Source organism: Vibrio sp. K4 (genome assembly GCF_051122595.1).
In the GTDB taxonomy this organism is placed as follows: Bacteria; Pseudomonadota; Gammaproteobacteria; order Enterobacterales; family Vibrionaceae; genus Vibrio; species Vibrio owensii.
Genome location: NZ_CP178578.1, coordinates 1722864 through 1746370, shown reverse-complemented (window position 1 = coordinate 1746370; position 23507 = coordinate 1722864). Strand labels below are relative to the sequence as shown.

The following is a 23507-nucleotide window of genomic DNA, read 5'->3' as shown; positions in this document are numbered from 1 at the left end:
TAATCATCGCATTCATCGTTGCAGCAGCAGTAATGGTGAAAAAAGAGATGGCAAAACAATAGTCTTTCATTTTTCATTCTTTTCTTAACATTTTTGAAATGAAAGCACATAAAAAAAGCCAGCATAATGCTGGCTTTTTTGTGTTTGTAACACTTAGAACTCGTATTTGACACTAATGTTGTAGTTACGCTCTGCTTGCGTGATATCACGGCTTAGCTCAGTTTCACCACGTACATCGTTCCACAAGTAGTACTCTTCATTCGTCAAGTTCATCACACCTGCACGAACGGTTAGGTCTTTCATTGGCTTGTAGTAAGCCGTTAGGTCAACAACTGTCGCTGATGGTAGTGCAACTTGGTCTTTAGTTCCGCCATTGTCACCATCTGAGTTGATATCACTGTCAGACTTCTTCGCAGTGTAGTTAACTTTTAAACTTGTACCCCAAAGCGCGTTTGGTGAATCGTAGTTTACCGCAGCAACCGCATTCCAAGGGTTCACACTATTAAGCGGGTTGCCTTCACCATCTTCACCTTCAGTGTACGCTGCAGCTAGACGAGTCGTTACACCTTTAGGAAGGCTAGCAATAGCGTGCCAGTCAAGGCTATTAGACAGCTCGACACCTTTTACTGTTGCTTCATTGATGTTGATGAACGTGTATTCAGTTAGACCACCATTACTCGATGATGTTTGATCAATGAAGTCGGTGAAATCACTGTAGTAAAGTGCGAACTCTGTTGCCGACGCTGCTGTGTTATGACGGTAACCTAATTCGTAAGACAAGCTCTTTTCAGATTCTAGGTCTGGGTTAGGGCGGTTAGTGTAACCGTGTCCTGGGTTGTCGTACGTGTAGTAAAGTTCATCAAATGATGGTGCACGGAAACCTTGGCTTACCTGAGCGAATACTGTACCTGGTTGAGACAGCTTATATGTTGCACCTAGACGACCAGTAAACGCAGAGTCGCTGAACTTCTTAAATGACTCTTCAGAGGTATCTGATGGATCAGTAGAGAAGTAATCGTAACGTACACCAGGAGTTAAGATTAACTTGTCGTTAAGTAGTGCGATTTCATCTTGCAAGAACAAACCAAAGCTTTGTTCTTTAGCATCTGGCGTGTAAATGTAAACCGTGTCAGGCGTGCCTGGATCAGAGTTAAACTCGCGGTTTGTGTTGCTGATGTCGCTGTGTTTGTAAGACAGGCCGTAAACCAAGTAGTGGTTTTGAATCTCTTTGTCTAACTGAGTTTCAAATTCGATCTTGTCTTCAGTGTATTCGTAGTCTTTTTTCTGCTGGTTATCACCATTAGGCGGAACCCACGGTGGGAAGCCAGGACTTGCTTCTTTAAAGCGGTTTGTTACACCGTTTTCTTCTTTACTTGTCCAAGTTAGCTGAGAAGTGATGGTGTCTGAGATAGCTAAATCAGCAAACCAGATGTGTTTCAAACCAAGACGGTTTTGCTTAGTTTGGTCTTCAGCATTGAAGTTTTTGTATGAAGAACTCGCGATGTCTGAGTCAGTTTGGTTGTAAATTACTTCACCCAAAAACTCCAAACGGTGGTCTTCATTCAATTGTGACTGCAATTTAACCAACAAATCGTTCTTGTAGTAATCTTGGTCCGTCACTGAGTAGTCGTCGTAAGGCGCTTTAGAAAAGTTTTGTAGCTCAGAACCGTCACGGCGTGTGTATGCCACCAATGCTTCAAGATTATCAAATCGTTTCGCAACCGCAATGTGCTCTGCAAAAGAGTTATCTTCAGAAGAGTAAGAAAGCTTAGCTTGGCCACCAAAGTCTTTGCCTTCTTTCAAGAAGTCACTTGGATCTTTTGTTTCAAATGCAACAACGCCACCGATAGCATCACTACCGTGCAAACTAGAAGCCGCACCTTTTACAATCTCAACGCTTTTTAGCATGTCAGGGTCGACAGTCACGGCGCTAGAGTTAATGAAAGAGTATGGACCGCCGTCGAATACACCTGGCTGAGACGCTCCGTCTACCAAGATTTTCACTCGCTTGCCTTCCATGCCGCGAATGTTAATACTTTGAACACCTTGGCGTTGAGTACCGTTTACAGTAACGCCTGGTGTGTATTCGAATACATCATTGAGATCTTTTGCCATGTTTTCTTCGAGATCTTTCTCAGAAACAACGGCAACAGAAGCTGCTACAGTATCCATAGTTTGGTTAGTACGAGTGGCAGAAACAACGACTTCATTGAACGTTGATGTTTCTTCAGCGTAAGCGCCTTGGGAGAGGGCGATGACAATAGAGGCTGATAAAATTGATTTTTTATACATTGGCTTCAATACCTTAAATCCATAATAGGCAATAACAACGTGCGGTATCTTAGTGGATCTAAATGGTAATTACTATCATTACCATTGTTGTTTAATGTTGTTTTTATCAACGGAAATTTGTACTACGCACCGCCTAGTCTTTGATAATCAATGTGTTATATTGTCTAAAGTCGTTTTTTTGAGTGATTTTTCAAATACCACTACTGTGATAGCTATCACATAAATAGGGAGTTATTGTGCAGAGTCCAATCACGTTAGAAGCACTTCATATCTTGGATGCCATTGATAGAAGAGGAAGTTTTGCTGCTGCAGCCAACGAGTTAGACCGCGCACCGTCTTCGTTGAGTTATCAGATTCAAAAGCTAGAGCAAGACCTTGATATCATCATTTTCGACCGTTCTGGTCATAAAGCACATTTCACCGAAGCCGGTAAGTTAATACTTGAGCGTGGCAGGGCAATCCTTCAAGCAAGCGAGAAACTCGTTAATGATGCCACCTTGTTAGCGAACGGTTGGGAGTTGGATATTACTGTTGCGTTCGATGGCATAATTCCTATCGCAAATTTCTTCCCTATGGTTGATGCGTTGTCTAATGTGAGTAGTACACGGATCCGACTTCAAGAAGAGATTCTAGCTGGCAGCTGGGAATCATTGAACACTGGACGTTCAGATTTATTGGTTTGTCCGGCGTTAGATACGCTCCCGCAAGATGTAAAAGCAGAAAAAATTGGCAAACTAAGTATGGTTTGGGTAGCAGCGGCTGATCATTACGTTCATAAGCGCAGTGGGGAATTTGATGACGCGGCAAGGGAAAAGTATCGAGTCATCGCGATTGCAGATACTGCGCGAGAACAACCAGCGCTGTCGATCAATGTTATGCAAAAACAACCACGTCTGACGGTTACTAATTTTTCAGCAAAGGTTGAAGCTTTATTGTCGGGACTAGGGATCGGTACCTTGCCAACGCAAGTTGCACAACCTTTGGTAGAAAGCGGACAGCTTAAGTATATTGACGGCGCAGAAAGCAAGCCGATAGATATCATCCTAGCTTGGCGTAGAAATACGATGGGTGAAGCGAAGTCTTGGTGCGTACAATACCTAAAGAAAAACTGGAAAATGAAGTGACCTTGTCACTAATTTGTACAGGAATAAAGAAAAGGACGCGGCGATGCGTCCTTTCTTTTGTTACTTCATTAGTAGATGAACACAATTAATTCAAAGGTAAAACCATATCGGCAGTGCCATCTGCAAACTGAACATCTAATTCGAAACCTAAACTTTGCGCAAGTGACAGCATCCCGCGGTTAGTTGGCATCGTCATGCCAGACATCTGTTTGGTCCCTTTGATTTGGCAGTAACTGATGATCTTTTGCATCAAAAGTTTACCCAATCCTTTTCCTTTCAAATCTGAACGAACTAAAATCGCAAATTCTGCGTCGCTATTGTCCGGTGTTATCAACGCTCTCGCCACACCGATAATTGATGGGCCATTTTCATCGAATGCGACGGCGACAAAAGCCATCTCTCGGTCATAATCGATTTGTGTCAGATTCGCGAGGGCTTCATGGTTGAACTCACCGACGTCAGAGAAGAATCGGTTATATAGATCCTCCTTAGATACGCTATTAATGAACTGCGCATGGATTGGTTCGTCTTCTGGCAAGATTGGGCGAAGCAAAATAGGTTGGCCGTCTCGCAAGGTCACCGTCTCGACGAACTCTGCAGGGAAAGGGCGGATAGCTAATCGTTCTTGCGCGTCGCCTTCGTATTTCTTCAGCGTAACGTCCGCATCGATGATGGTTAAATCGCTACCAGACACCAGTACTGGATGAATATCCAGTCTTTCTATTTCTGGTAGTTCAACGGCCATCTGAGAGATTCGCACCAAGAATTTTGACAGCTCTGTGATGTCTAGAGCGTCTTTGTGTTTTTGCAGTCGCACCTTACCTGATTTGAGCGCTATGACGATCAGATAGCGTGCCAGATTCATGTTGAGTGGTGGCAGGGCTGCAACAGCATCTTGAGTAATGTTCCAGTCTGAACCACCTTGTCCCAGTAAGATTACAGGGCCAAAAACCTTATCTACTGCAATACTGACACGCAACTCTTCTGCACTACCAAGCTTTGCCATCCCTTGTACTAAAAGGCCTTGAAGGTTGGCTGAAGGGTAACTGAGCTTAGCGGTATCTAAAATAGCTTGTGCGGCGCTAGATACTTCCTGACTATTACGCAGGTTAAGTGCGACACCATGTACATCTGATTTATGAGCAATATCTGGAGACCGAAGCTTTACCGCAACCGGATAGCCAATATTCTCTGCCATATGAACGGCTTCTGTGACTTCTGAGGCAATCCAAGTTGGGAGAATATCAAAACCAAACTGCTCAAATAGGGGGCTTGTTTGGTGTGTATCCAAGGTGACTGTGTTTTTATCCAGTAGTTGTTCATTCACCCATTCGCGAGCAGAACTCACACTGCCGGAATGGAGCGGTTCTGCCGTGGTCGGTGTTTCCATCAGTTGTTTCTGGTTGCGTCTGTACTCGACCAAGTGCATGTACGCAACGACCGCACTCTCTGGTGTTCGGTAGGTTGGAATGCCTGCTTGCGTGAATGCTAAGCGTGCTTCTCTAGAGGTCTGTTCACCAGACCAATTGGTGAGAATATTAAAATGTTTATGTCTCGGATGCGCTTGAATGGCTTCGATTACTGCGTTTGCGGTCTCTAAAGAGTCTGAGACAGCTGAAGGGCTGTGCATAATCAAAATCGCGTCTGCACAGTCATTGTTCATTAATGCGTTGATGGTATCGACGTATCGCTTTTTCGTCGCGTCGCCAGCTAAGTCGATTGGATTCACACCTCGCCAACTATCCGGTAATAGACCGCGAAGGTTAGCAATCGAATCTTCATCTAATGTTGCGAGCTTGCCACCTCTATCTAATAAGGTGTCAACGGCCATCACTGCTGGGCCACCGCCATTGGTTACTATCGCGAGACGTTCACCTCGTAGAGGGACTGAATGCGTGAGCGTTTCTACTGCGGCGAATAATTCGTGTGTGTTACCAACACGCAGCATACCGGTTCTTCTGATTGCTGAATCATAGATAACGTCGAGAGAATCTATATCTTTTTCCCCAAGCGTGCGAGCTTGAGAAGAACGTCCTGCTTTAAGCACTAAGATGCGTCGATTACGAGAAGCTGCTCGTGCTGCAGACATAAATCGTCGTGCATCTTTAATCGAATCGACATAAAGCAAAATCGCTTCTGTTTTGCCATCCATACTCAAATAGTCAAGCAGCTCAGCAAAGTCGATATCTTGACCTTGTCCAATTGAGATGAACGAAGAGAAACCGATGTTTTTATCATTCGCCCAATCCAACACGGTCGTACACACTGCCGCGGACTGCGAAATAAAGGCGATCTTTCCTGGTTTCGCCGCAACAGGAGAAAAGGAACAGTTGAAGTGATGCCAAGGTAGGATAATGCCGAGACTGTTAGGCCCAAGCACACGAATGTTTAAGTCTGAGAGATCTAAGCTTTCTGCATCGTCAGAGATAACAATCGCAAACTCGGTCCCGCGTTCATCAAGCTCTTTCAACAATTGTTTATTGCGAGAAACATTGGTGCAGAGTATGGCGATATCTGGCGTATAGGGCAGGGAAGCCACGTTTGGATAAGCAATTACGCCGGAAACTGACTTGTATTTTGGAGTGACGGGCATGATAGCGCCACCAAAGCCACTCTGTAGCAAATTTCGCATCACGATTTGGCCGGCGCGCAGCTCTTTTTGAGAAGCGCCAATCACTGCAACAGAATTCGGTTTAAAGAGTTTTTGTAGTTTGTTCATTGTGACTCCTTGGCCATTGACACCGAGAACGGTTGGTCATTCCTCATACAATCATAAACGAATAAGTCACTGTTGAAATATGAACAGGCCAGACATTGGCTTAAAACTGAGCCAAGCGTACAGAGTTTGTGTCACTCATCACACCAAAATCACAGTTTATTGTGTTTGGTGCTTGATAAAATAGCCTGCTATCGGCATGATTTATCGTAATATTTATCCAGAGCGTTTGTTACTTCATGAAAAAAATCGCAATCATCGGCTTGTCTGTACTGCTTTCTGCTTGTGCATCGGAAACTTACATCACTGACGTAACGTCAGAAAGCTACCGAGAAGACTACCAATCTCAGTCAATTTCTAAACCAATTATGTCGTCTGAGAACGCAGTGGTTGAGAAAGACGTAGAACCAACAGTTGTAAAAATGACTGCGAAGCCTGAAGAGAAAAAGGTGGTGAAACTAACCCCTAAAGATCAGGCGAAACCAGTTAAGATCATTCCGCCTAGCAAGAAACAAGCGGGTATCCAGCGCTTTGGTTACACCATTCAAGTTGTTGCTGTAGGTAGCCAAGCGAAAGTTGACCAGTTTGCACGTCAACTTCCTCAAAACGGCCAGCCAATCTGGGAAAACTACAAAGTGGTAAACGGCACGAAATGGTTCTCAGTGCTTTACGGTGATTACGCAACAAGCGCAGAAGCGAAGAATGCGATCTCAACATTGCCGGGTCATTTCCAGCAACTTAAGCCTTTCGTTAAGAGCATTGATGCCATTAAAAACTCGGCATATCCAACGCTTAACAAGCTAAACTAATTGAACAAGAGAAGGGAGCAAATTGCTCCCTTCTTTCTTTGGTTAATTCCTATTCGAACAGTATTCCTCACAGTAAAATTACTGTACGTTACTACTCAAAGGTTTATCATACTGAATAGTATCTTTTGGAAATCACGGAAAGATTGATTCATGATCAAAAATATCCTTTTACTATGCGGTGGCGGCTCATCTGAGCATGAGATTTCACTGCTTTCTGCAAACTTTGTAGAACAACAGTTAAATCTGATCGAAAACGTAAGCGTAACGCGCGTAGAAATCAAAAATGAAGGTTGGGTGACAAACCAAGGTGAACTGGTTTATTTGGACCTTAATACCAAAAAGCTTTGCTCAGACAACCTTAACCTAGATATCGATTTCATTGTCCCTTGTATCCACGGTTTCCCGGGTGAAACTGGTGATATCCAATCTATGTTTGAAATCGCGGGTATTCCTTACCTAGGTTGTGGGCCTGAAGCGAGCAGCAACAGCTTCAATAAGATCACATCAAAGCTTTGGTACGATGCGATTGGTATCCCAAACACACCATACCTTTTCTTAACGCGTAATGATGAACAAGCCCATGAACAAGCGTCACAAGCGTTTGATAAGTGGGGTAAAGTGTTTGTCAAAGCGGCTCGTCAAGGTTCTTCAGTTGGCTGTTACAGTGTCACTGAAAAGGAAGCTTTATCGCAAGCCGTTAACGATGCATTTGGTTTCTCAGAGCAAGTATTGGTAGAAAAATCAGTCAAGCCTCGTGAGCTAGAAGTTGCCGCTTATGAGATGAATGGTCAATTATTCATTACAAAGCCTGGCGAAGTGATTGCGCCTGATGGTGCTTTTTACTCTTACGATGAGAAGTACAGCAGCTCAAGCCATTCATTGACTGAAGTTGAAGCGAAAAACCTAACGGAAGAACAGGTAGAAACGATTCGTGTCGCTTCAGAAACCGTCTTTAAGCAAATGAATTTACGTCATTTATCGCGCATCGACTTCTTTTTAACAGAAGATGATGAAATCTACCTAAACGAAGTAAACACGTTCCCAGGTATGACGCCGATTTCGATGTTCCCTAAAATGCTGCAAAACAACGGTCACAAATTCCATGAATTCCTAGCAGATTGTATTCATACTGCAATCTAACTAACGTTACCGTCATTCATTTTGTGGTAAACCTAAGCATAACTGAGTAATGTGACAGCGTTAAAGTTTGAATATTACTCAGTTGCATTTATGATTGTATCAAAGCATTAAATAGATGGCTCAGTGGTATGGCAATTTCAAATTATAGAGGTTTTAACCTGCAATCAGGCGGACCTGACGGTAGCGTTTGGAAGGTAAAGATCAAAAACCACGTTTTACAAGGCAGTTTGACGGCGGTAAAAAAGAGCATAGATTGGTGGTGTGACACAGCATCTATCATTGACCCAAAAGAGTTCGCAACTCTGGGGCAAAGAGCGCAAAGCACTAACAATCCTCAATCTGAAGTATTTAACGGCTACACGATAAAGAATGATACAGGCGAGCCCAACGCTTGGTACTGTATGTTCAATGGCAAATTAATCAAGGGTGCGAAGCCTGCGATTCAACGCCATATCGAAGCGTATTTGGTTGCGAAACAAAAAGCGCTACAAGCACAACAACAAAAGAAATAAGAGTATGACTCTCGTATATTCAACAGAAACTGGTCGAATCAAACCAGAAGAAGAAAAAGTCGAACGTCCTAAAGGCGACGGTATTGTTCGTATCCAAAAGCAAACTAAAGGCCGTAAAGGCAAAGGTGTTTGTATTGTAACTGGTTTGGATATGGATGACGCGCCACTTAAATTGCTAGCCGCTGAACTTAAGAAAGTCTGCGGTTGTGGTGGCTCTGTAAAAGATGGCAACATCGAAATTCAAGGTGATGCTCGTGACAAGATCAAAGCACATCTTGAGAAGAAAGGCATGACAGTAAAATTAGCCGGTGGTTAATCCAAACAGTTCAGTAGATTTTAAAGAGCGTCTCAATTGACGCTCTTTTTGTATCTGCAGTTTGTTTGGTGACTTGAAGAACTAAACCGAAGATAACAATCAGTACGAAGTGACAAACACAGAAAGTCTATTGAAGAAACTCAGCTAATAGCAGAGCAAGCAATCGTAGATTGATAGATCCATATTAGCTATTTTATGGTAAATCACGGTTATGTTTAATGACACCAACGAAAAGCGCTGTATTTTAAAATCTGAGAGGGATAGGAGACCAAACTAGAGAAGAATTGGCGTACGTGGATATTTCATTTAACATAATATACATAATGCGCACTGAATTGAGGATTCCACTGGGCTTGAAAAAGCTACTGCAAATCCTGCACAAGCCATTGAAATACTTGTTAATCCAAGCCCATTAAACTTTTTTGCTATGCTCGTCCACAACGTCTGTGCTTCGTAAGTTTTCGCTTTATCTAATGCTAATCCAACAAGTGCCTTTTCTTTATCTTCACCTATAGCTTCTGCAAGCATAAGTATCTGATTTTCCTTTAAGTATGTTCTTCCTTTTCGCACGTCAGTAAGCATTTGAGGACTGATGCCTAAATCTGGGGCGATTTGCTTGTATTGCACATACTTCATTTGCTCTTTGTAAGCGTCAATGAGTTTGTTTGTATACATTTTTGAATCCTGCCTTTAGATCGTTATTAACGATTCTAGCTCATTTGTACGGAATTTATCGTATTTACACTATGAAGAATCTCGTATTAACTGTACGAAATATTTCGTATTGGCCGCCTTGATTTAGGCGTTTGCCCTTGACGCTCGCGTCTGGTCTTGGTGGTCACTCTCAACGGTCAAGGTGTTGCTATGAAAAAACTGTCTACTGAAAATGCGATCATCATCGATACAGAAACTACTGGCTTAGGCTCTGACGCAGAAATTGTTGAGTTCACTGCTATCTGTGCTGATTCTGGCAAAGTTATCGTGAATGAACTTGTTAAACCAACTTGTTCTATTCCTGCTGACGCGACAGATATTCATGGCATCACCAATGAAGACGTTAAAGATGCGCCCGACTTTCACTTAGTCTTTTCGAATCATTTTCTTCCGCTTCTTAACGGTCGTCCAATCATCATCTACAACTCAGATTTTGATACGCGCTTAATCATCCAATCTTTGGATAAGCACTGTAACGCTGCTTACGTTCAATCCGTTCACGATTTGTTTTTCAAATTCTGTGTTCCTCAGTGTGCAATGCTTTGGTACGCCGAGTTCTTCGGTGTTTGGAATGAGCACCATGAAGATTACAAGTGGCAATCACTTTCAAACGCCTGTGCTCAACAGAATGTTGATGTGTCTGACTTAACGGCGCACCGAGCACTGGCTGATTGCGAAATGACTCGTCGATTGATTCACGCCGTTAACTCACAGATTGAAAACCAAAATAATCAAAATTGTGACAGTGTCACCAAGCCTAGTTTAGAGGCTTAATCCATGAACGAAGCTCAAATCATCTATTTCGACTTGCTGCCTGATTACACGGTTTCCGTGTTGGTCAAAGGCTGTGATGAATGGGATTTGCTTAAGTCGATGTCTCATCTTGAGTCTTGGGCTTCGTCTCAATTTGTGTCTTATGAATTGGTGTCCATCACCAATACGACTTACCAAGAACGCGTTGATTTGGGGGTGTTCGATGACTACTGCAACTAACATCCTTAAGAAGTTTGATGAGCAATCGGTTCATATCGACTACCTATGTTTTACATTTGCAGTCAAGGACTTACGCCATTGTCATAACGCAGTTCAACGTCTGCATAAACATGAAGAATACAAAGGTTTAGCGCCTAAATCCCTGTTACAGCGTAACTGTAAAGCACCTAAGTTCCCTGCTCCACCTGAGTTTAATCCGACCCTTGCGAAGACGGCTGAAGAGATTGAAGCGTACAACAGCGCCTTTGATATCTGCTACCGCAACTATTTGGAAGATTGCTTGCGTATCTTCACCAATCAAGTGCTTGGGTTGTCACTGTCTGCACCTCGCGGTTTGGGTTTCCAGTTCTATACCGAGTCAATGAAACTGACTTCGCCAGACGGTGAAGACTTCTGCGGCTTTGTTGGTATTGGCGGCAACAATGACACAGTGCATTTTCAGATAAATGGTACGGGTTGCAAACATGTCTTTGCTCGCCGTCAACCTTGGTCGCTGCATGATTGGCTGACTAACGTGCTTGGCGTTCAAACTCTGGCGCGTGTTGACCTCGCTTATGATGATTACGACGGCATTTTTGATTGTGAATATGCGCGTACCGCTTGGAACGACAATGCGTTTCGAACGGCTGAACGTGGCCGTAATCCGGTTCTGCATGTAGACCATACGATTGCGGGCTTTCGTGATGGCCGCCCTGATTACACCAAAGAGCAATACTCCATTGGCTCTCGTACTTCTCGTATTTACTGGCGTATCTACAACAAGGCGCTTGAGCAGAAACTCGCAAACACGGGTTTGGTTTGGTATCGCTCAGAAGTCGAACTGAAAAAATGGAATATCGATGTTCTGCTTAACCCAGCTGGCGCGTTCGCGGCCATCAACGATTTCGCAGCGTCGATTTCTACTGCAAAGAAATTCAATACAAAACCTGTCCCGACTAAACGCGCGGCGTTAGACCTGTTGGCCTCGGCTCACTGGATGCGTCGCCAGTACGGGAAAATCCTCAACTCTTTAATCGAATTCCATGAGGGCGACATTGAAACCGTTGTCGGCTCACTCGTCCGTGATGGAACAAAATTCACCTTCCCCGATACCTACGGAAAGTTGGTGACTCACATATTGGAGACTTAACAAATGGCTAAATCTGTTTTTGTTCTTGGCATGGACATCACTTGGAACTCGGCACGTGGTGACAGTGCTCAACTGAATATCTCGCGTCCACTACGCGAAATTAACTCGGAGAAATTCAAGCGTCGCACCATCGGTGAATCTGGTGACGTAAACCCGCAATGGGATCAACCATTGATGATTGAACACAGTTACGCCCTGCTTCTTGAGCGCACTGGTGCTCTGGTTCCTCGTCGTGAGTACCAGTTGCAACTTGAAATCAATCCAGAAGATCCATTGGCGGGTGCCATCGTGACAGCGCTTATCCCTGTCGACCCAGAACTTAAAAAGCACTTCGAAGCTTCAATGAAATCAGTTCAAGGTTAGAAAAATGTCTGTATGCGTCACCGTTGTTAACCAGTACGGCAATTTAAAAGCGACGAAAACTCACGTCGACAATTGCCAAGACTACGTGCTGATTTCGGCGGTGGAGTATCAAGAATATAAGGATCCAGTCCTGTTCAACGGTGACTTGTTCCTATATGTCAGTGGCGTGCTCTTGATCAACATGGTCGTTGGTCACTGGGTGGGTCGTGTTGTTCGCCTTATGAGTAAAAGGTAAATCTTATGAAAAAACTAGAACTTGTTGTAAATAACGTAAAACACGCAGTCGTAAACAAAAAAACAGCCGTAGGCTCTGCACTTATGCTTGCTTCCGTTTCTCCGGCTTTTGCTGAAACACCAGATATTACAGGCGCTATCAACGCCGCTGTCTCTGGCGGTCAAAGCAATGTATCACTGGTTGTTGCGGGTCTGATTGGTATGGCTGCACTGGGCTTTGGTGTGACTATGGTTGTTGGCTTCTTGCGTCGCTAACGGTTCGCCTCCATGCCTCCTTTATCTGGTAATTTACTTGGAGATGTTCTCGCTATCATTCTAGGTGTTGCCTTTGCGGGGGCATTTCTCCACGGCTTTGTGAGTGGCATCAATACTCACTAATCAGTTAATCAAGGGGGCTTCGGCTCCCTTTTTTATTGGTTGTTCTATGAAAAAGCTATTCCTTTTCTTACCGCTGCTTTTGTTCTCTTTCTATTCTCATGCCAGTGCTACCCAGTTTCCGGTGACCGCTGTTGCTCGTGACGTTAACTCTATCTTCGATTGCGCTGAGAACGGCAAGAGCTACACCATTGCGTCGGTGCTTTCTTGTCTTGAGAATCGCAGCGTGCCTTATAAGAACTACAAAACCACGACGTGCTTTTTACAAGTGAACAAGTATGGTGGCGGTTCCATTTGTAATGTTTCAGGCGGAGATTATCCCGGTCAAACGGTTAGGTTTAACGGTTGGTATGGGTTTCAGTGTCCTGCTGGTACCGAGCTTAACCGAGAAAACATGTGCGAATCGAACTGTGAATTTGGCACCAATCCCGATGGGACTTGTATGGACGCTTGCCAGTTCAAACAGTCCATTGGCGATACCGTTAAGCTCCATTGGCACCCTGCTGTTTATGGCGAATTGGTAACAGGCGCTTGTTATGGTGATTACGGTGCGACTCGATGCGAAATGACCAAGAACGAATCCACCATCATTTGCACTGGCGTCCCTGATGGACAATACACGCCGGATTCTCAATGCTCGCTGAACTTTGCTTACACTGGCCGACAGTGTGACGGCGGCACTTTGTTTTGGGGTGACAAAGGCCCTGATGAACCGATTATCCCACCGGAAGAACCCGAAGACCCGACCCATGAGCCAGATGATCCAACGGGCGAGATTGAAGATCCAAGTGTCCTACCCGATGACTCGACCAACACGTTCGACCCCAACGACGTTGACCCAGAGCCAGACGTTGAAGAACCTGACACAGATGAATCGACGGACACGGCAGTTGTTTCTGCCATTCGAGGTTTGAATGAAGACATCAACAAAGGCATTCATGACCTCAACGTTGACCTTAACGAATCGCAAACTCAGATAGCCAATGCCGTTATTGAGGTGAAAGGTTCGCTCGTTGATAACACGCAAGCTATTCAAGAGCAGCAAATCAATGACAACAAAATATATGAGAACACCAAAGCCCTTATCCAACAGGCCAACGGCGACATTACTACGGCAGTCAATAACAACACCAACGCCACCATTGGCGTTCGAACGGACTTACAAGGCTTGGGTGATTCCCTTGGTGAACTGGGCAACAGCTTGGATTCTATCGAGGGTTTACTGACTGGCTCCGACTTTGGCACACCAACAGGCACCGCAATCACTGGAGAAATCTTCACGGCTGAGGACTTCGCCAATCTGCAAACCGTTATCGATGGCAAAGCCGATTCTATTCAAGACTACGTGGATGACATCAAAGGACTGGTGAGCATCGGCACCAACTTCAATAACGGCACATTAAGTGACAAATCGTTTTCGATTAAAGGTGCGACGGTTGAGTCTGGCCTGCAACGTTTCGACTCCGTGTCCGGTTACGTTCGTCCGGTCGTCTTGTTCATTTGTGCCTTGATTGCTCTTTGGGTGCTGTTTGGTAATAGGAGTAAATAACATGGAGTACATCTACTCTGCATTAGAGTTCATCGCCAACATTGGGCAGACCTTTCTCGACTTCTTCGACGTGGCAATTGCTTGGATAAAGAATGCGTTTGAATACGGCGGAATGTGGCTTATCTCGGTTTGGCTCGATATCAAGATTGCATCGATACAAATGGCGCTCAAGATAGCGCAGCTGCTACTCGAAGAATATGGCGTTTATACCTTGGTTGAAGACCGCTTCAACGCCCTGCCTTCTGACGTTCGTTACATCCTGACCGAGTACGGCGTTACTTCTGGCCTACGTATCATCTTCGATGCGTTCGCCACTTCTTTAGTTATGCGTTTCTTTAACTGGTGATCCAATGGCAACTTCCTTTCGATATGGTCACGGCGGCTCTTACAAATCAGCATGTGCAGTATGGTTCGACTTATTGCCTGCACTGCGTGAGGGTCGCATCTGTATTACTAACATTCATGGCATGCAGCCCTTAGAAGTCATCGAGCAAAGACTGGGTGAGAAGTTTCCAGATAGTGCTCGTCTTATCCGCATCAGTTCGCGCAACCCTGAAGGCTTTGAGCTTTGGAAATACTTTTTCTGTTGGGCGCCAATTGGGGCGTTCATCCTCATTGATGAGTGTCAGCAAATCTACTCCACCAATGCAGGCTTTAAAATGGCGAACATACACAAGCGCCCTTTTACTGACTTTGAGCCGCATCTACCCGAAGGATTCTCTGAGTTGTTTCAGTCTCGTTGGCTGACTGTAGATACATCCAGTTTGGACAATGGCGAGATAGACGACTGCCAACGCACTCGTTTTGACGAGCAAGGCCGCATCATCTATCCGGAAAACTTCAACAATGCCTTTATGGAGCACCGGCACTACAACTGGGATATTGTCTTGCTCACGCCCGACTTTGCTCAAATCCCTAAAGAGTTAAAAGGCGTGGCTGAGTTGGCCAAACAGCACAAAGGGAAAGATGGGATCTTCTTTTCCAACCGTAAACCTCGAATCCTAGAACATGACCCAACAAGAACGGTCACCAAACCAAGCAAAGACGATGTGGTGTACAACCTCAAAGTCCCGCTTGATGTTCACCTACTCTATGCCTCCACCGTTACGGGGCAAATCACTAAAGCGGGACTTGGAAAGAACATCTTTCTGAATCCTAAATTCTTAGCAGCTATGGCACTGATGGTGCTTTCATTTGGGTATGTCATTTATGCGCTTATTGGTCTTTTTTCTGATCCTGAGGCGGCAGCTTCGCAAGGAACGCAGCCTCATCAAACTACGCAGCAAAGTTCTGTTTCGTCTTCGCAAAGTAAATCGAGCCCTGGGCAAACTTCTGCGGATAATTCTGTCGTGGGTTCTGGTCGTTCTGGCTGTACGGGTACTGGTTGCGGGAATAGGACTTATCATGACATAGGAACGGTTCCGGCATGGTTCCCACTGGCTAACTCAGAAAGTATCTATGTGTCAGCCGTTGAACGTTGGCACAAGCCAAGTTCGATACATGTCAGTGTTCATTTTGAGGTGGTCACGCCGCGCGGTGTGACCTACCTCGATGACGGTTTTCTTCACAAGCTCGGCATACAAATGGAGTATCTGGACGATTGCCTCGTCCAGCTGTCTCGCGGAGAGTCCAATTTCTATGTGACGTGCTCACCTTACGAACAATATGCGCAGCGCCAAGAACAAGACATAGAACTCAAGCCAGTTGGCGGTCTATTTGGAGGAGACGAAACCTAATGAATGAATACGTGACGCATGGGCAGCTTGTTGAAATCATCGAGCTGTTCGACCATCTCTCGATGTTAAACGCGATCTTAGTGATCATCGTTTACGACTTGTTTCGCTCAGGAATTCGACGGTTGTGTGACTATCTGAATAAGGAAACCGAACAATGAAGATGACACCAGAACTGTTTAATCGTGCGGTCTATAACTCAGCGTTTGGAGCGTTCGTTCTAGTTGGGCCGCCGACATTCGAGCAGCTTCAAGAACGTAAGCTATTTGTTTTGCGGTTTGAGATAGCAATGAGTAAAGCCATATATGGTTAGAACGGATTGGGCATCGCCCCGACCGAAGGGAGTCACCGAGATATAAGGAGTTGCGGAGCGACGACGAAGCACCGAGCCACTCACTACTGGCGATCTTGGGCACTTGCTTAGACTGGCGAGTGTCCCTAACTGCCCAAGCCAAAATATGTAGAGCCGCCCCTCGCCCTGCAAGAATCAGCCTCGCAGAGACTAACCACCCCAAAGGCGCATAAACCTACTGGAACACATCAGGACTATCAGCACCAAAGCTTTGCGAGTGCCGAGCAAGGCTTTTCTCATTTCTAATGATTTGGTTTGACTGCCGACTAGAGCGCGGAGCAAGTGAGGACGGGCTAGGACGATTGCGCGACGTGCGGCGGGAGGTCAAAACCCCCGTATCTGTATTACGGGGGTAAATTCCACCTAAACTCATGATATTAGGGTTTTAAAGATAGATTAATTGTCTATAATTTCTTTGACTTAATATGAAACTAAAGGTGTAGCATGAACATAAACTTTTACAAGTTAGACGACGATTTACAGGATGAATGGGATATTACTTTAAGCGAACCTCTGCTAGTAATGGAGAAAGCAGAAAGTAAAGATATCCCATCTGTAGGCGAGTTTATGATGATCCCCGCAGGTACTTTCTTATATAAGGTAAATAAGATAATAAGGAAGGTTGATGACGCTACGAAAGGCCATTTTACAACTTCGGAGATAGATGTAGTGTTAACGCCCACAGTTATTGACTAAACTGTGAAATCACATGGTGAATATCAAGAGCGTCATGCAAAAAATTACTATACAGGCTGCTGAGAGTATAAGGTTGTTAGTATGGATATGAAGTTCAATAATGCGAGTTTGGCTAACCAGTAAATTTGACCTAGCTTTATCTTCATCAGTCCAGCTGTAGCCATCACTTGCTGACTTATTTTCCAAGTAATCACCCAACAACTTGGACATCTTTTCAAGTTTGTTTAATGGATTGCCAAACAGGACATTTAAGGGAGTGATTTTCGCTTCTAAAGAATATTCCATTAAACGTTTAGAGTATTCGAGTACGCCTAATCTCTCGATAGTATCCATATCGTATCCCTCGCTGGTAAAGCTCTCTTATATATTATAGACACTGTAATGCGTGGAGTTGCTTATAAAAGGCTCAAAATGAGCCTTTGTGTTAAATCAATCTCTTTAAAGCCCTAGCATACTTTAGGATCTGATGAGCCACTTCGATATCATTAGAAGCACCTAGCTCTAACAGCGCTACACCAATTAAAACTTGTTGAGCTGTTACTAGTTGTCCGGTCGGAAGCTCTAAGCGGTCATGTCTCATCACGAAGTTTTCCCAATCTTCGCAGATGCTCAGTTCCCTGCCCTTGTTCATGCGCATCAGCCTTCTACACTCTGGCGGAATAGCATTTCCCTTATCCCATTGTTTGATCGTTCTCACACTTTTCAAACAAAGTTCAGCAGCTTCTTCAACGGTTAAACCACATTCAAACTCACGAAAAATATAGTTTTTTGTCATTTCGTGATACTTCATTGAACTGTCCCTCAAAAGGGGGGCATTTTATAAATAAGTGATATGCAACTGCATTAAACATAAGTGCCCATAATGCGCACTGAGGGTGTTAGAGCAATTTAGTAATGTCAGGTTTTAGCCACTTTAAAATGTCCTCCTAAGATTATCAACATTCTTTGCTTTTAAGACTTTAGCTGTTGCTGATTACCTTCAGTGAAAAAGATAATTATCGCTTCATTGTATTTACTCCAGCATTGTCATCTTTCACGAATCATTCCGTACACTCTTTTGGCGTGAGTTTAAATCCATCAAGCAAGGCGCTGAATACTTTCAGTTGTCCAAACCGACGATGACTCGTTGGCTCTGTTCCAATCATTCCAATGGCAAGAAAACTAATGCTGATTAAGTCGCTTGGTTACTTGCCTAACGATTTACGTTGGTCTGCCTTTCGTGTCTGTGAGAAACGTGCCATCATCATTACGCCGTCTGGCCGTGAGTTCAGCTCTAAAGAATTAGAGAGCTTTGTGTTCTGGCGTGACGAGCATCGTTAGCTTGTTGAGAAATTTGGGCATATAGACCAACCAAAAGTCTATCCTGCTAAAGAAAACGTCTTACCGTTTAAAGGCGGCCGTCGAGTGAAAGCCGCCGAATGGATACCGTCAAAACTACGGTGATTACTTACCTTTAACCATGTTGGTTACTGTGGCAATTATAAGTTTAGCACGTCGTCTTATGAATACTTTGTAGTGATTGCTGCCATAGATAGACAACTCATTTGGTAACAAGTTTGAGTCTAATATGCTCTGCTCTTTGCCCTTTGCCAGAAGGGTTTTGAAGTATTCTGACGGGGCTTTTGCTCCTATTTTCTTGTTAGACGCAGAAGATAAGAAACAGAAGTTCAATAATGTGTATCTCTCGTCTTTATTAGACACTCCTTGAGCGTTTTTCAAGAATGCGTCTGGGAATACATGGTGGAACTCACTGCGATTGTATTGAGCTAAAACTTTGCCAATATTTATCTTGGTTCCAGAGATCATGTCCATTGGTGAGTGCTGTGCTTGTAACAGTAGTACAGTTCTTGTCAATGAACTTCTAATGGAAAATGTTGATTTCATTAGAACTTCTTCTGTTACCTTTAGTGCCTCTATTTTACTGGCTTTCTCGCCTTCAATTAGGCGTTCCATCGTAGATAAGTCATGATCCATCTTTTGAGTAGTATTACCACCATCGTATCTGCGATTAAATGATGTAATCCAGAACCAAGCATTCAGGGCGTCAACCTGTTTAGCATTTGGTTTTGGACAGCGATGGAAAAAGTAACTCATTCCACATAGCAGCTGCTTGTTAGGCAAGAACTTTCCTGATTTGCACAATAAATCTGCCGACAAATGCTCTATCGCTTGTTTTATCGCTTTGCAGATGTCTGGCCAGTTGTCTTTAAAAGTGGTTGGGTTTATCGACAGAATGCTTTTTGAGGACGTCGAGTTGTTTAGGATTGAAGATGTTATTTGTAGAATAAGCGTGCTATCTAGCTTAAATGAGCAATGAGCTTCTAGTTCCTCTAAGAGCTCATCGATTTCATCTCTTAAATGAAACTCTTCATCCCACGTCCATGCCGTCATTAAATCCATGGTGTTCAGCTTCACGCCTGTGTTATTGATGCGCTCGAAGATGACACCAACTTCATCAATGGCTCTATTGCTTATTTGAATTATCGGCATATCGTAGTTCAAGAATTTGCTAGAAAGTTTACTTACTTTCTGCATTACTTCTTTCTCATAACCGTGGGTCATAAATACATCGATTTGCTTTTCATTTGATAGCAAGTTACGAAGGTAAAAGTATCGCTTCTCATCAATCGTATCTAGCTCATTAGCATGAACAAAGCAGTCTTCTTCTAAGTCATAATAGACTTCAAATACCCCTTGCTCTGGATTGTATTGTGAGCTTCCAATAGCAACGGCATTTTGCCAGAAAACACCAAATAGAGTAGATATACGCTGTTGACCATCTAGGCAGTATTGTACAGGGTATTTGTCTGGTACTTCTGGCAAGTTAATACCTGCAATATGTCGCGAAGATTGTAATTTGTCGCCCTTTTCGGCTTCCCATAATAAAATGCTTCCTACAGGGTAATTTTTGACAATACTTTCTAATAGTTCAATAACTTGTTGTGGTTTCCAAACGTAACCGCGTTGAAATTCTGGTACCTTTATAGCCCCGTCTTCGATTTTTTCGATTAACTTCTGGACTCGGATAGATGTTACATCTAATTCGGCGTTGCTTTTTGTACTCATATGTTATTTTTCTTTTTGATGATAGCAATTATATGAAATGTGCATTTTACAACATTGGATACTAAAAACTAAGCATATGTAACTGGTTTATATACAAAAGAATGCTCTAAATCAAAAAAGCCGAACCCCATCGCTAAGGTTCGGCTTTATTGTAGGCTTCTTGATTTTTGGTGGACGTCGATGAAAACGAATTGGAAGCCTGTCGAGGTCAATCGACCTGCCAAATGTATTGGCTCCCTGCCCGCTGTGTAAATCGTCATTAGTGTGGGTCTGAATTCACTCGAAAGGTTTAAGCGTTTTTCAGATCCTCATTGCACAATGATTAGACCCACCATACATAACTCAACCTTACTTACATTCTTCTATTTTCTTTCGATAACTTGCCACTGAGTTTCTGCATTGAAGCTAAATCAGGTAGGGAAAACGAACTTCCCTACGCAGAACACTATTAGTGGTACAAGCGTGTTGCGCTCTATTTCTTTATGTTACACGCCACGTTACGTCGTAACACGTAAGTAAAAGAGGTTCTAGAAGCGCTCTGCCTAGTTGTGTTGCCTAATGATCATTTTCTTAAAAATAACAGCACTAACTGCACATCCATCCAATCCGATTTCTTTCTATTCACACATTTAGATTTGCTGTTTTAGGTGAGTACTGTTGGATTAATGGATGTTAGTCCGCAAGCACTTACTGTCCTCAAAGTTCCCTTTATATCGAACTTATCTAAGTTAGCAACAAAGTGACGGTGTCTCTTTTAGATTTTTGCAGAATATTCCACTACCCACTCACTCGCTCAAATTGGCCTTTGTAATTTAATTACAGAATCATGCTTCGCATAATTCTGCGTTAGTCTTTTGTCCTTTGTTAACTCGCTGTATTTTATGGCTTTTATTGGCATTATCCTCTATGGGCGGTGTTTTCCTCTGCATTTTAAAAGTGACAGTTAATTGAAGTTAGTAAAATTTTACTAACTGATTATGGTAGAGGTTCCTACTGTACTTCTGGTTTATTGGTGTGACGTGGTAACGTAATGTTTTGTTTGAAGAAAGGGGGTGAGCTGTCTGTTTTGGTTATGTATTCGACGGGCGTAAAAAAGCAGGGTCTGTGCCCTGCTCTTCGTAATTTCTTAGTCTTGTTTCTTTGCTGCGTATTCTGCTCGAATTTGCTCTGCAACGATCTTAATCGCTTCTGCGGTACTGGTTCCCTTTTGCATTAGCTCTTGAATACGTTCTACAGCTTGTTGCTGTTCTTGATGGGACAGAGGTGGTAAATCGTCAAACATAAAAAAGCTCCTCAATGTGAGGAGCTGACTATAACGATTCGCTTAGTAGGTCGCAAGGAAATTAATTGAAGCGCCCATTGCGTTTTCATTGGTGTATTGAGCGGCAATATCCATCTCTATTAAGTTGAGTGGTGATAATCCAATACCCGCAGTAATCGTACCCTCGTCGTCTGAACGAGCTAGGTTTTTCATGTAACCGCCACGAAGTGCTAGCTGGCGTAGTACATCGATTTCAAAACCCGCACGTAGCATTTGTGTGTTGTCATCAAAGGTAGAGAACTTCTTCTCTTCATTTAGGTCGTAATCAACACTAAAGCTGAAGTAATCCGCTACGTAACCTGCACCAACGGTGTAAACAGGTCGCATGCTGTATTCATAGGATTGGATTGTGTCGCTGTTGTATGTGAATGACTTGGTTTTTACATCTCGGCCAATCAAGTTCTTCGCAGAAATACCTAATCGATAAGGACCGAAGAACCAAAGCGCGCCAGCATCCAAGTTGAACATGGTTTCTGCGGTTTCATTTTCACGTAGATCTTTAGTATCGAATGCTGCAAAGCTTGTCGCGTATGAATAGGTGTAGATGCGCTGTAGTTTAGGTGTGATACCAAATGACAGGTGCTGGTTCATGAAGTTGGTGTACTTCGCGAGAGAGACCCCCGCTTCTGCTACACCGATTGAAACGCCGCGAACATAACTGTTTTTGAGAGAATCAGCTGGAACTGAAGTATCAACTTCCGGAGCTACAAAGGATTCAGTGTAAAGCTTGCCGTAAGCCGTTGCCGATAAAAATCGATTAGGGATACCAACTGCCACAACGCCGCCCAAATCGAAGTCCATCTTCTGCCCATCAATGGCGTTCAATGAATTGACGATATCTGTAGGGTCTTTAAGTTTACCAATGCGCTCAATCTCATCGATTAAGCCATCTTGGTCGTTATAGTTGATACCAAAGCTCGGTACGATCATACCAGCATCATCATTACGTCGGTAAATCGCGGTAAGGGCTGGGTTAAAGAATGGTGCTGTTAGGTAAGAGGCAGATACGGTGCCAACGCCACCCATCGCATCACTGCGTGCTTCAATTGCGTAAGTAGCAGCAGAAGCCGCGCCAGAGAATAGCGCAGCAGTCATTGTAGTGGCTAAAATTTTGTATTGTGTCTTCATACTACACTTGTGTTTTTGTTCTTCCTGAACTTATATCGGCACAAATGTAATTTCTTTAACTATTCTTCGAGAGAAACATCATAAGTTCGACTAATAGTTTGAGCCTGCTCCACAATAATGTCCCCTTGCCAACGGCGACTGTTAATGCTCACAGCTAACACATAGCGATCGTTGGGGATGCCTTCAAGCTCTAGTGCATTTGGATAGTTAGACTCGTAGGTCTTTTTCCACACTTGATCGTATTGCCCTTCAACATAATCGTATAAGCCGACTTCGAGTTGTGGCAATGGACAGTGCGGATTTCGTAATGCGCTCTTTTCGACCTTCCAATTCTCTTTAGATGTCCAACGAACGTATTGCGTCGAGTTCGAATCCCCTAAGATTACCCAAGTTCGATAAGTGCGGTTATCTTTCGTCGTGATTGAAAGATGATACAACCCTGCGTCTAACTTACCGGTTAAGTTATAGCGCTTGAGGAAGTTTCGTTCATTCGCGAGTTCTGCGCCCTCTTGCGGCTCTTCATAGTTAAATGAGGCATCCGCAGAGATTGAGCTATCAACCCAACGACGAAAAGAAATGTCTTCAATATCGGTGGTTGCACGTAACTTCACCACTAAGCGGTAAGTGTCACGGCCGGGACTTTGAATAGTCTGACGAATAACGTTAATACCGCTGATCCAATCAGGCAGTGTGACACCAGTTAGAGATTTACCACAGTCTTTAGATAATGATTGAGCGAGCAAGTCATTAAGATGCGGTCTTAGCTCTTTATTGGGTTCACTTTGCCAGAGTTCGACCAGGGAATTGAACATGCCACCAAGGTCATCTTCTAAGAGATGTTGGTGCGCTTGTGTGAGAGGTGTGTTTGTTTGAAACCAGTCCGTTGCATGGACTGGTTTCACTAACAGTAATGATAGAACTACAGGAAGTAGTGTTTTCATTCTT

The 23507-nt window shown here is 43.8% G+C and carries 26 protein-coding genes and 1 pseudogene; 18 read left to right on the top strand and 9 right to left on the bottom strand.

Annotation, left to right across the window (positions count from 1 at the left end):
- Nucleotides 1-153: 153 nt before the first annotated feature.
- Nucleotides 154-2292 (bottom strand): TonB-dependent hemoglobin/transferrin/lactoferrin family receptor, encoded by a 2139-nt coding sequence (locus ACLIIY_RS25310; protein WP_434528746.1) that lies wholly within the window; start codon nt 2290-2292, stop codon nt 154-156.
- 236 nt (nt 2293-2528) lie between these two features.
- On the opposite strand from ACLIIY_RS25310, the gene ACLIIY_RS25305 reads away from it, so the two are divergent.
- The gene (locus tag ACLIIY_RS25305) at nt 2529-3416 is read left to right on the top strand and encodes a LysR family transcriptional regulator (RefSeq protein ID WP_005435159.1); all 888 of its coding nucleotides are present in this window, start codon (nt 2529-2531) and stop codon (nt 3414-3416) included.
- An 85-nt stretch (nt 3417-3501) separates the two neighbouring features.
- Here ACLIIY_RS25305 and ACLIIY_RS25300 read toward each other — a convergent pair whose 3' ends face one another.
- Nucleotides 3502-6135 carry a bifunctional acetate--CoA ligase family protein/GNAT family N-acetyltransferase gene (locus tag ACLIIY_RS25300; protein ID WP_270051686.1) on the bottom strand — a complete coding sequence of 878 codons (2634 nt, stop codon included), beginning with the start codon at nt 6133-6135 and terminating at the stop codon, nt 3502-3504.
- A gap of 236 nt (nt 6136-6371) precedes the next feature.
- Here ACLIIY_RS25300 and ACLIIY_RS25295 point away from each other — a divergent pair, with 236 nt between their 5' ends.
- From ACLIIY_RS25295 to yciH, 4 genes are all read left to right on the top strand, one after another.
- Entirely contained in the window at nt 6372-6941 is a 570-nt protein-coding gene (locus ACLIIY_RS25295) for an SPOR domain-containing protein (protein WP_009704436.1), read from the top strand.
- A gap of 150 nt (nt 6942-7091) precedes the next feature.
- Nucleotides 7092-8081 (top strand): D-alanine--D-alanine ligase, encoded by a 990-nt coding sequence (locus tag ACLIIY_RS25290; protein WP_434528745.1) that lies wholly within the window; start codon nt 7092-7094, stop codon nt 8079-8081.
- 128 nt (nt 8082-8209) lie between these two features.
- Nucleotides 8210-8593 (top strand): DUF3319 domain-containing protein, encoded by a 384-nt coding sequence (locus tag ACLIIY_RS25285; protein ID WP_020196894.1) that lies wholly within the window; start codon nt 8210-8212, stop codon nt 8591-8593.
- 4 nt (nt 8594-8597) lie between these two features.
- Nucleotides 8598-8909 carry a stress response translation initiation inhibitor YciH gene (gene yciH, locus ACLIIY_RS25280; protein WP_005435166.1) on the top strand — a complete coding sequence of 104 codons (312 nt, stop codon included), beginning with the start codon at nt 8598-8600 and terminating at the stop codon, nt 8907-8909.
- Nucleotides 8910-9215: 306 nt separating this feature from the next.
- On the opposite strand, the gene ACLIIY_RS25275 is transcribed toward yciH, so the two are convergent.
- The gene (locus ACLIIY_RS25275) at nt 9216-9584 is read right to left on the bottom strand and encodes a DUF3693 domain-containing protein (protein ID WP_005445767.1); all 369 of its coding nucleotides are present in this window, start codon (nt 9582-9584) and stop codon (nt 9216-9218) included.
- A 189-nt stretch (nt 9585-9773) separates the two neighbouring features.
- Between ACLIIY_RS25275 and ACLIIY_RS25270 the strand changes: the two genes are divergently transcribed.
- The 12 genes from ACLIIY_RS25270 (at nt 9774) to ACLIIY_RS25215 (ending at nt 17047) form a co-directional block, all read left to right on the top strand.
- Nucleotides 9774-10397, top strand: coding sequence for a 3'-5' exonuclease (locus ACLIIY_RS25270; RefSeq protein WP_274291376.1), 624 nt, complete (start codon nt 9774-9776; stop codon nt 10395-10397).
- A 3-nt stretch (nt 10398-10400) separates the two neighbouring features.
- Nucleotides 10401-10616, top strand: a complete 216-nt coding sequence (locus ACLIIY_RS25265; RefSeq protein WP_005427128.1) for a hypothetical protein — start codon at nt 10401-10403, stop codon at nt 10614-10616.
- Entirely contained in the window at nt 10600-11745 is a 1146-nt protein-coding gene (locus ACLIIY_RS25260) for a replication initiation factor domain-containing protein (RefSeq protein ID WP_274291375.1), read from the top strand. Before ACLIIY_RS25265 ends, ACLIIY_RS25260 begins: the two co-directional genes overlap by 17 nt.
- 3 nt (nt 11746-11748) lie before the next feature.
- Nucleotides 11749-12108 carry a DUF1293 family protein gene (locus tag ACLIIY_RS25255; RefSeq protein WP_005427115.1) on the top strand — a complete coding sequence of 120 codons (360 nt, stop codon included), beginning with the start codon at nt 11749-11751 and terminating at the stop codon, nt 12106-12108.
- Nucleotides 12109-12112: 4 nt separating this feature from the next.
- Nucleotides 12113-12343, top strand: a complete 231-nt coding sequence (locus ACLIIY_RS25250; protein ID WP_005427132.1) for a hypothetical protein — start codon at nt 12113-12115, stop codon at nt 12341-12343.
- A gap of 5 nt (nt 12344-12348) precedes the next feature.
- Complete coding sequence (locus ACLIIY_RS25245; protein WP_005427124.1) at nt 12349-12597, top strand: hypothetical protein; 249 nt, start codon at nt 12349-12351, stop codon at nt 12595-12597.
- Nucleotides 12598-12766: 169 nt separating this feature from the next.
- Nucleotides 12767-14266 (top strand): hypothetical protein, encoded by a 1500-nt coding sequence (locus ACLIIY_RS25240; protein ID WP_157621058.1) that lies wholly within the window; start codon nt 12767-12769, stop codon nt 14264-14266.
- Nucleotide 14267: 1 nt separating this feature from the next.
- The gene (locus tag ACLIIY_RS25235) at nt 14268-14612 is read left to right on the top strand and encodes a DUF2523 family protein (RefSeq protein WP_005427048.1); all 345 of its coding nucleotides are present in this window, start codon (nt 14268-14270) and stop codon (nt 14610-14612) included.
- Between the two features lie 4 nt (nt 14613-14616).
- Nucleotides 14617-16002: a zonular occludens toxin domain-containing protein gene (locus ACLIIY_RS25230; RefSeq protein WP_274291374.1), complete on the top strand. Its 1386-nt coding sequence runs from the start codon at nt 14617-14619 to the stop codon at nt 16000-16002.
- Nucleotides 16002-16160: a hypothetical protein gene (locus ACLIIY_RS25225; protein ID WP_274291373.1), complete on the top strand. Its 159-nt coding sequence runs from the start codon at nt 16002-16004 to the stop codon at nt 16158-16160. Before ACLIIY_RS25230 ends, ACLIIY_RS25225 begins: the two co-directional genes overlap by 1 nt.
- Complete coding sequence (locus ACLIIY_RS25220) at nt 16157-16312, top strand: hypothetical protein (protein WP_274291372.1); 156 nt, start codon at nt 16157-16159, stop codon at nt 16310-16312. The genes ACLIIY_RS25225 and ACLIIY_RS25220 overlap by 4 nt, the downstream gene beginning before the upstream one ends.
- A 483-nt stretch (nt 16313-16795) precedes the next feature.
- Nucleotides 16796-17047 carry a hypothetical protein gene (locus tag ACLIIY_RS25215; RefSeq protein WP_394156188.1) on the top strand — a complete coding sequence of 84 codons (252 nt, stop codon included), beginning with the start codon at nt 16796-16798 and terminating at the stop codon, nt 17045-17047.
- 9 nt (nt 17048-17056) lie between these two features.
- On the opposite strand, the gene ACLIIY_RS25210 is transcribed toward ACLIIY_RS25215, so the two are convergent.
- Both ACLIIY_RS25210 and ACLIIY_RS25205 read right to left on the bottom strand, forming a co-directional pair.
- Nucleotides 17057-17380 (bottom strand): hypothetical protein, encoded by a 324-nt coding sequence (locus ACLIIY_RS25210; RefSeq protein WP_274291370.1) that lies wholly within the window; start codon nt 17378-17380, stop codon nt 17057-17059.
- A 91-nt stretch (nt 17381-17471) separates the two neighbouring features.
- Entirely contained in the window at nt 17472-17837 is a 366-nt protein-coding gene (locus ACLIIY_RS25205; protein WP_274291369.1) for a regulator, read from the bottom strand.
- 238 nt (nt 17838-18075) lie between these two features.
- Between ACLIIY_RS25205 and ACLIIY_RS25200 the strand changes: the two are divergent.
- Nucleotides 18076-18490 (top strand): annotated as a pseudogene (locus ACLIIY_RS25200) (phage protein).
- Here ACLIIY_RS25200 and ACLIIY_RS25195 read toward each other — a convergent pair.
- From ACLIIY_RS25195 to ACLIIY_RS25180, 4 genes are all read right to left on the bottom strand, one after another.
- Complete coding sequence (locus ACLIIY_RS25195) at nt 18491-20113, bottom strand: GmrSD restriction endonuclease domain-containing protein (RefSeq protein ID WP_434528744.1); 1623 nt, start codon at nt 20111-20113, stop codon at nt 18491-18493.
- Between the two features lie 1126 nt (nt 20114-21239).
- Entirely contained in the window at nt 21240-21395 is a 156-nt protein-coding gene (locus tag ACLIIY_RS25190; RefSeq protein ID WP_005427041.1) for a YoaH family protein, read from the bottom strand.
- A gap of 42 nt (nt 21396-21437) precedes the next feature.
- Nucleotides 21438-22562: a conjugal transfer protein TraF gene (locus ACLIIY_RS25185; protein WP_434528743.1), complete on the bottom strand. Its 1125-nt coding sequence runs from the start codon at nt 22560-22562 to the stop codon at nt 21438-21440.
- 59 nt (nt 22563-22621) lie between these two features.
- A complete protein-coding gene (locus tag ACLIIY_RS25180; RefSeq protein WP_005435171.1) occupies nt 22622-23503 on the bottom strand; it encodes a DUF2861 family protein in 882 nt (293 codons plus the stop codon).
- Nucleotides 23504-23507 lie beyond the last annotated feature (4 nt).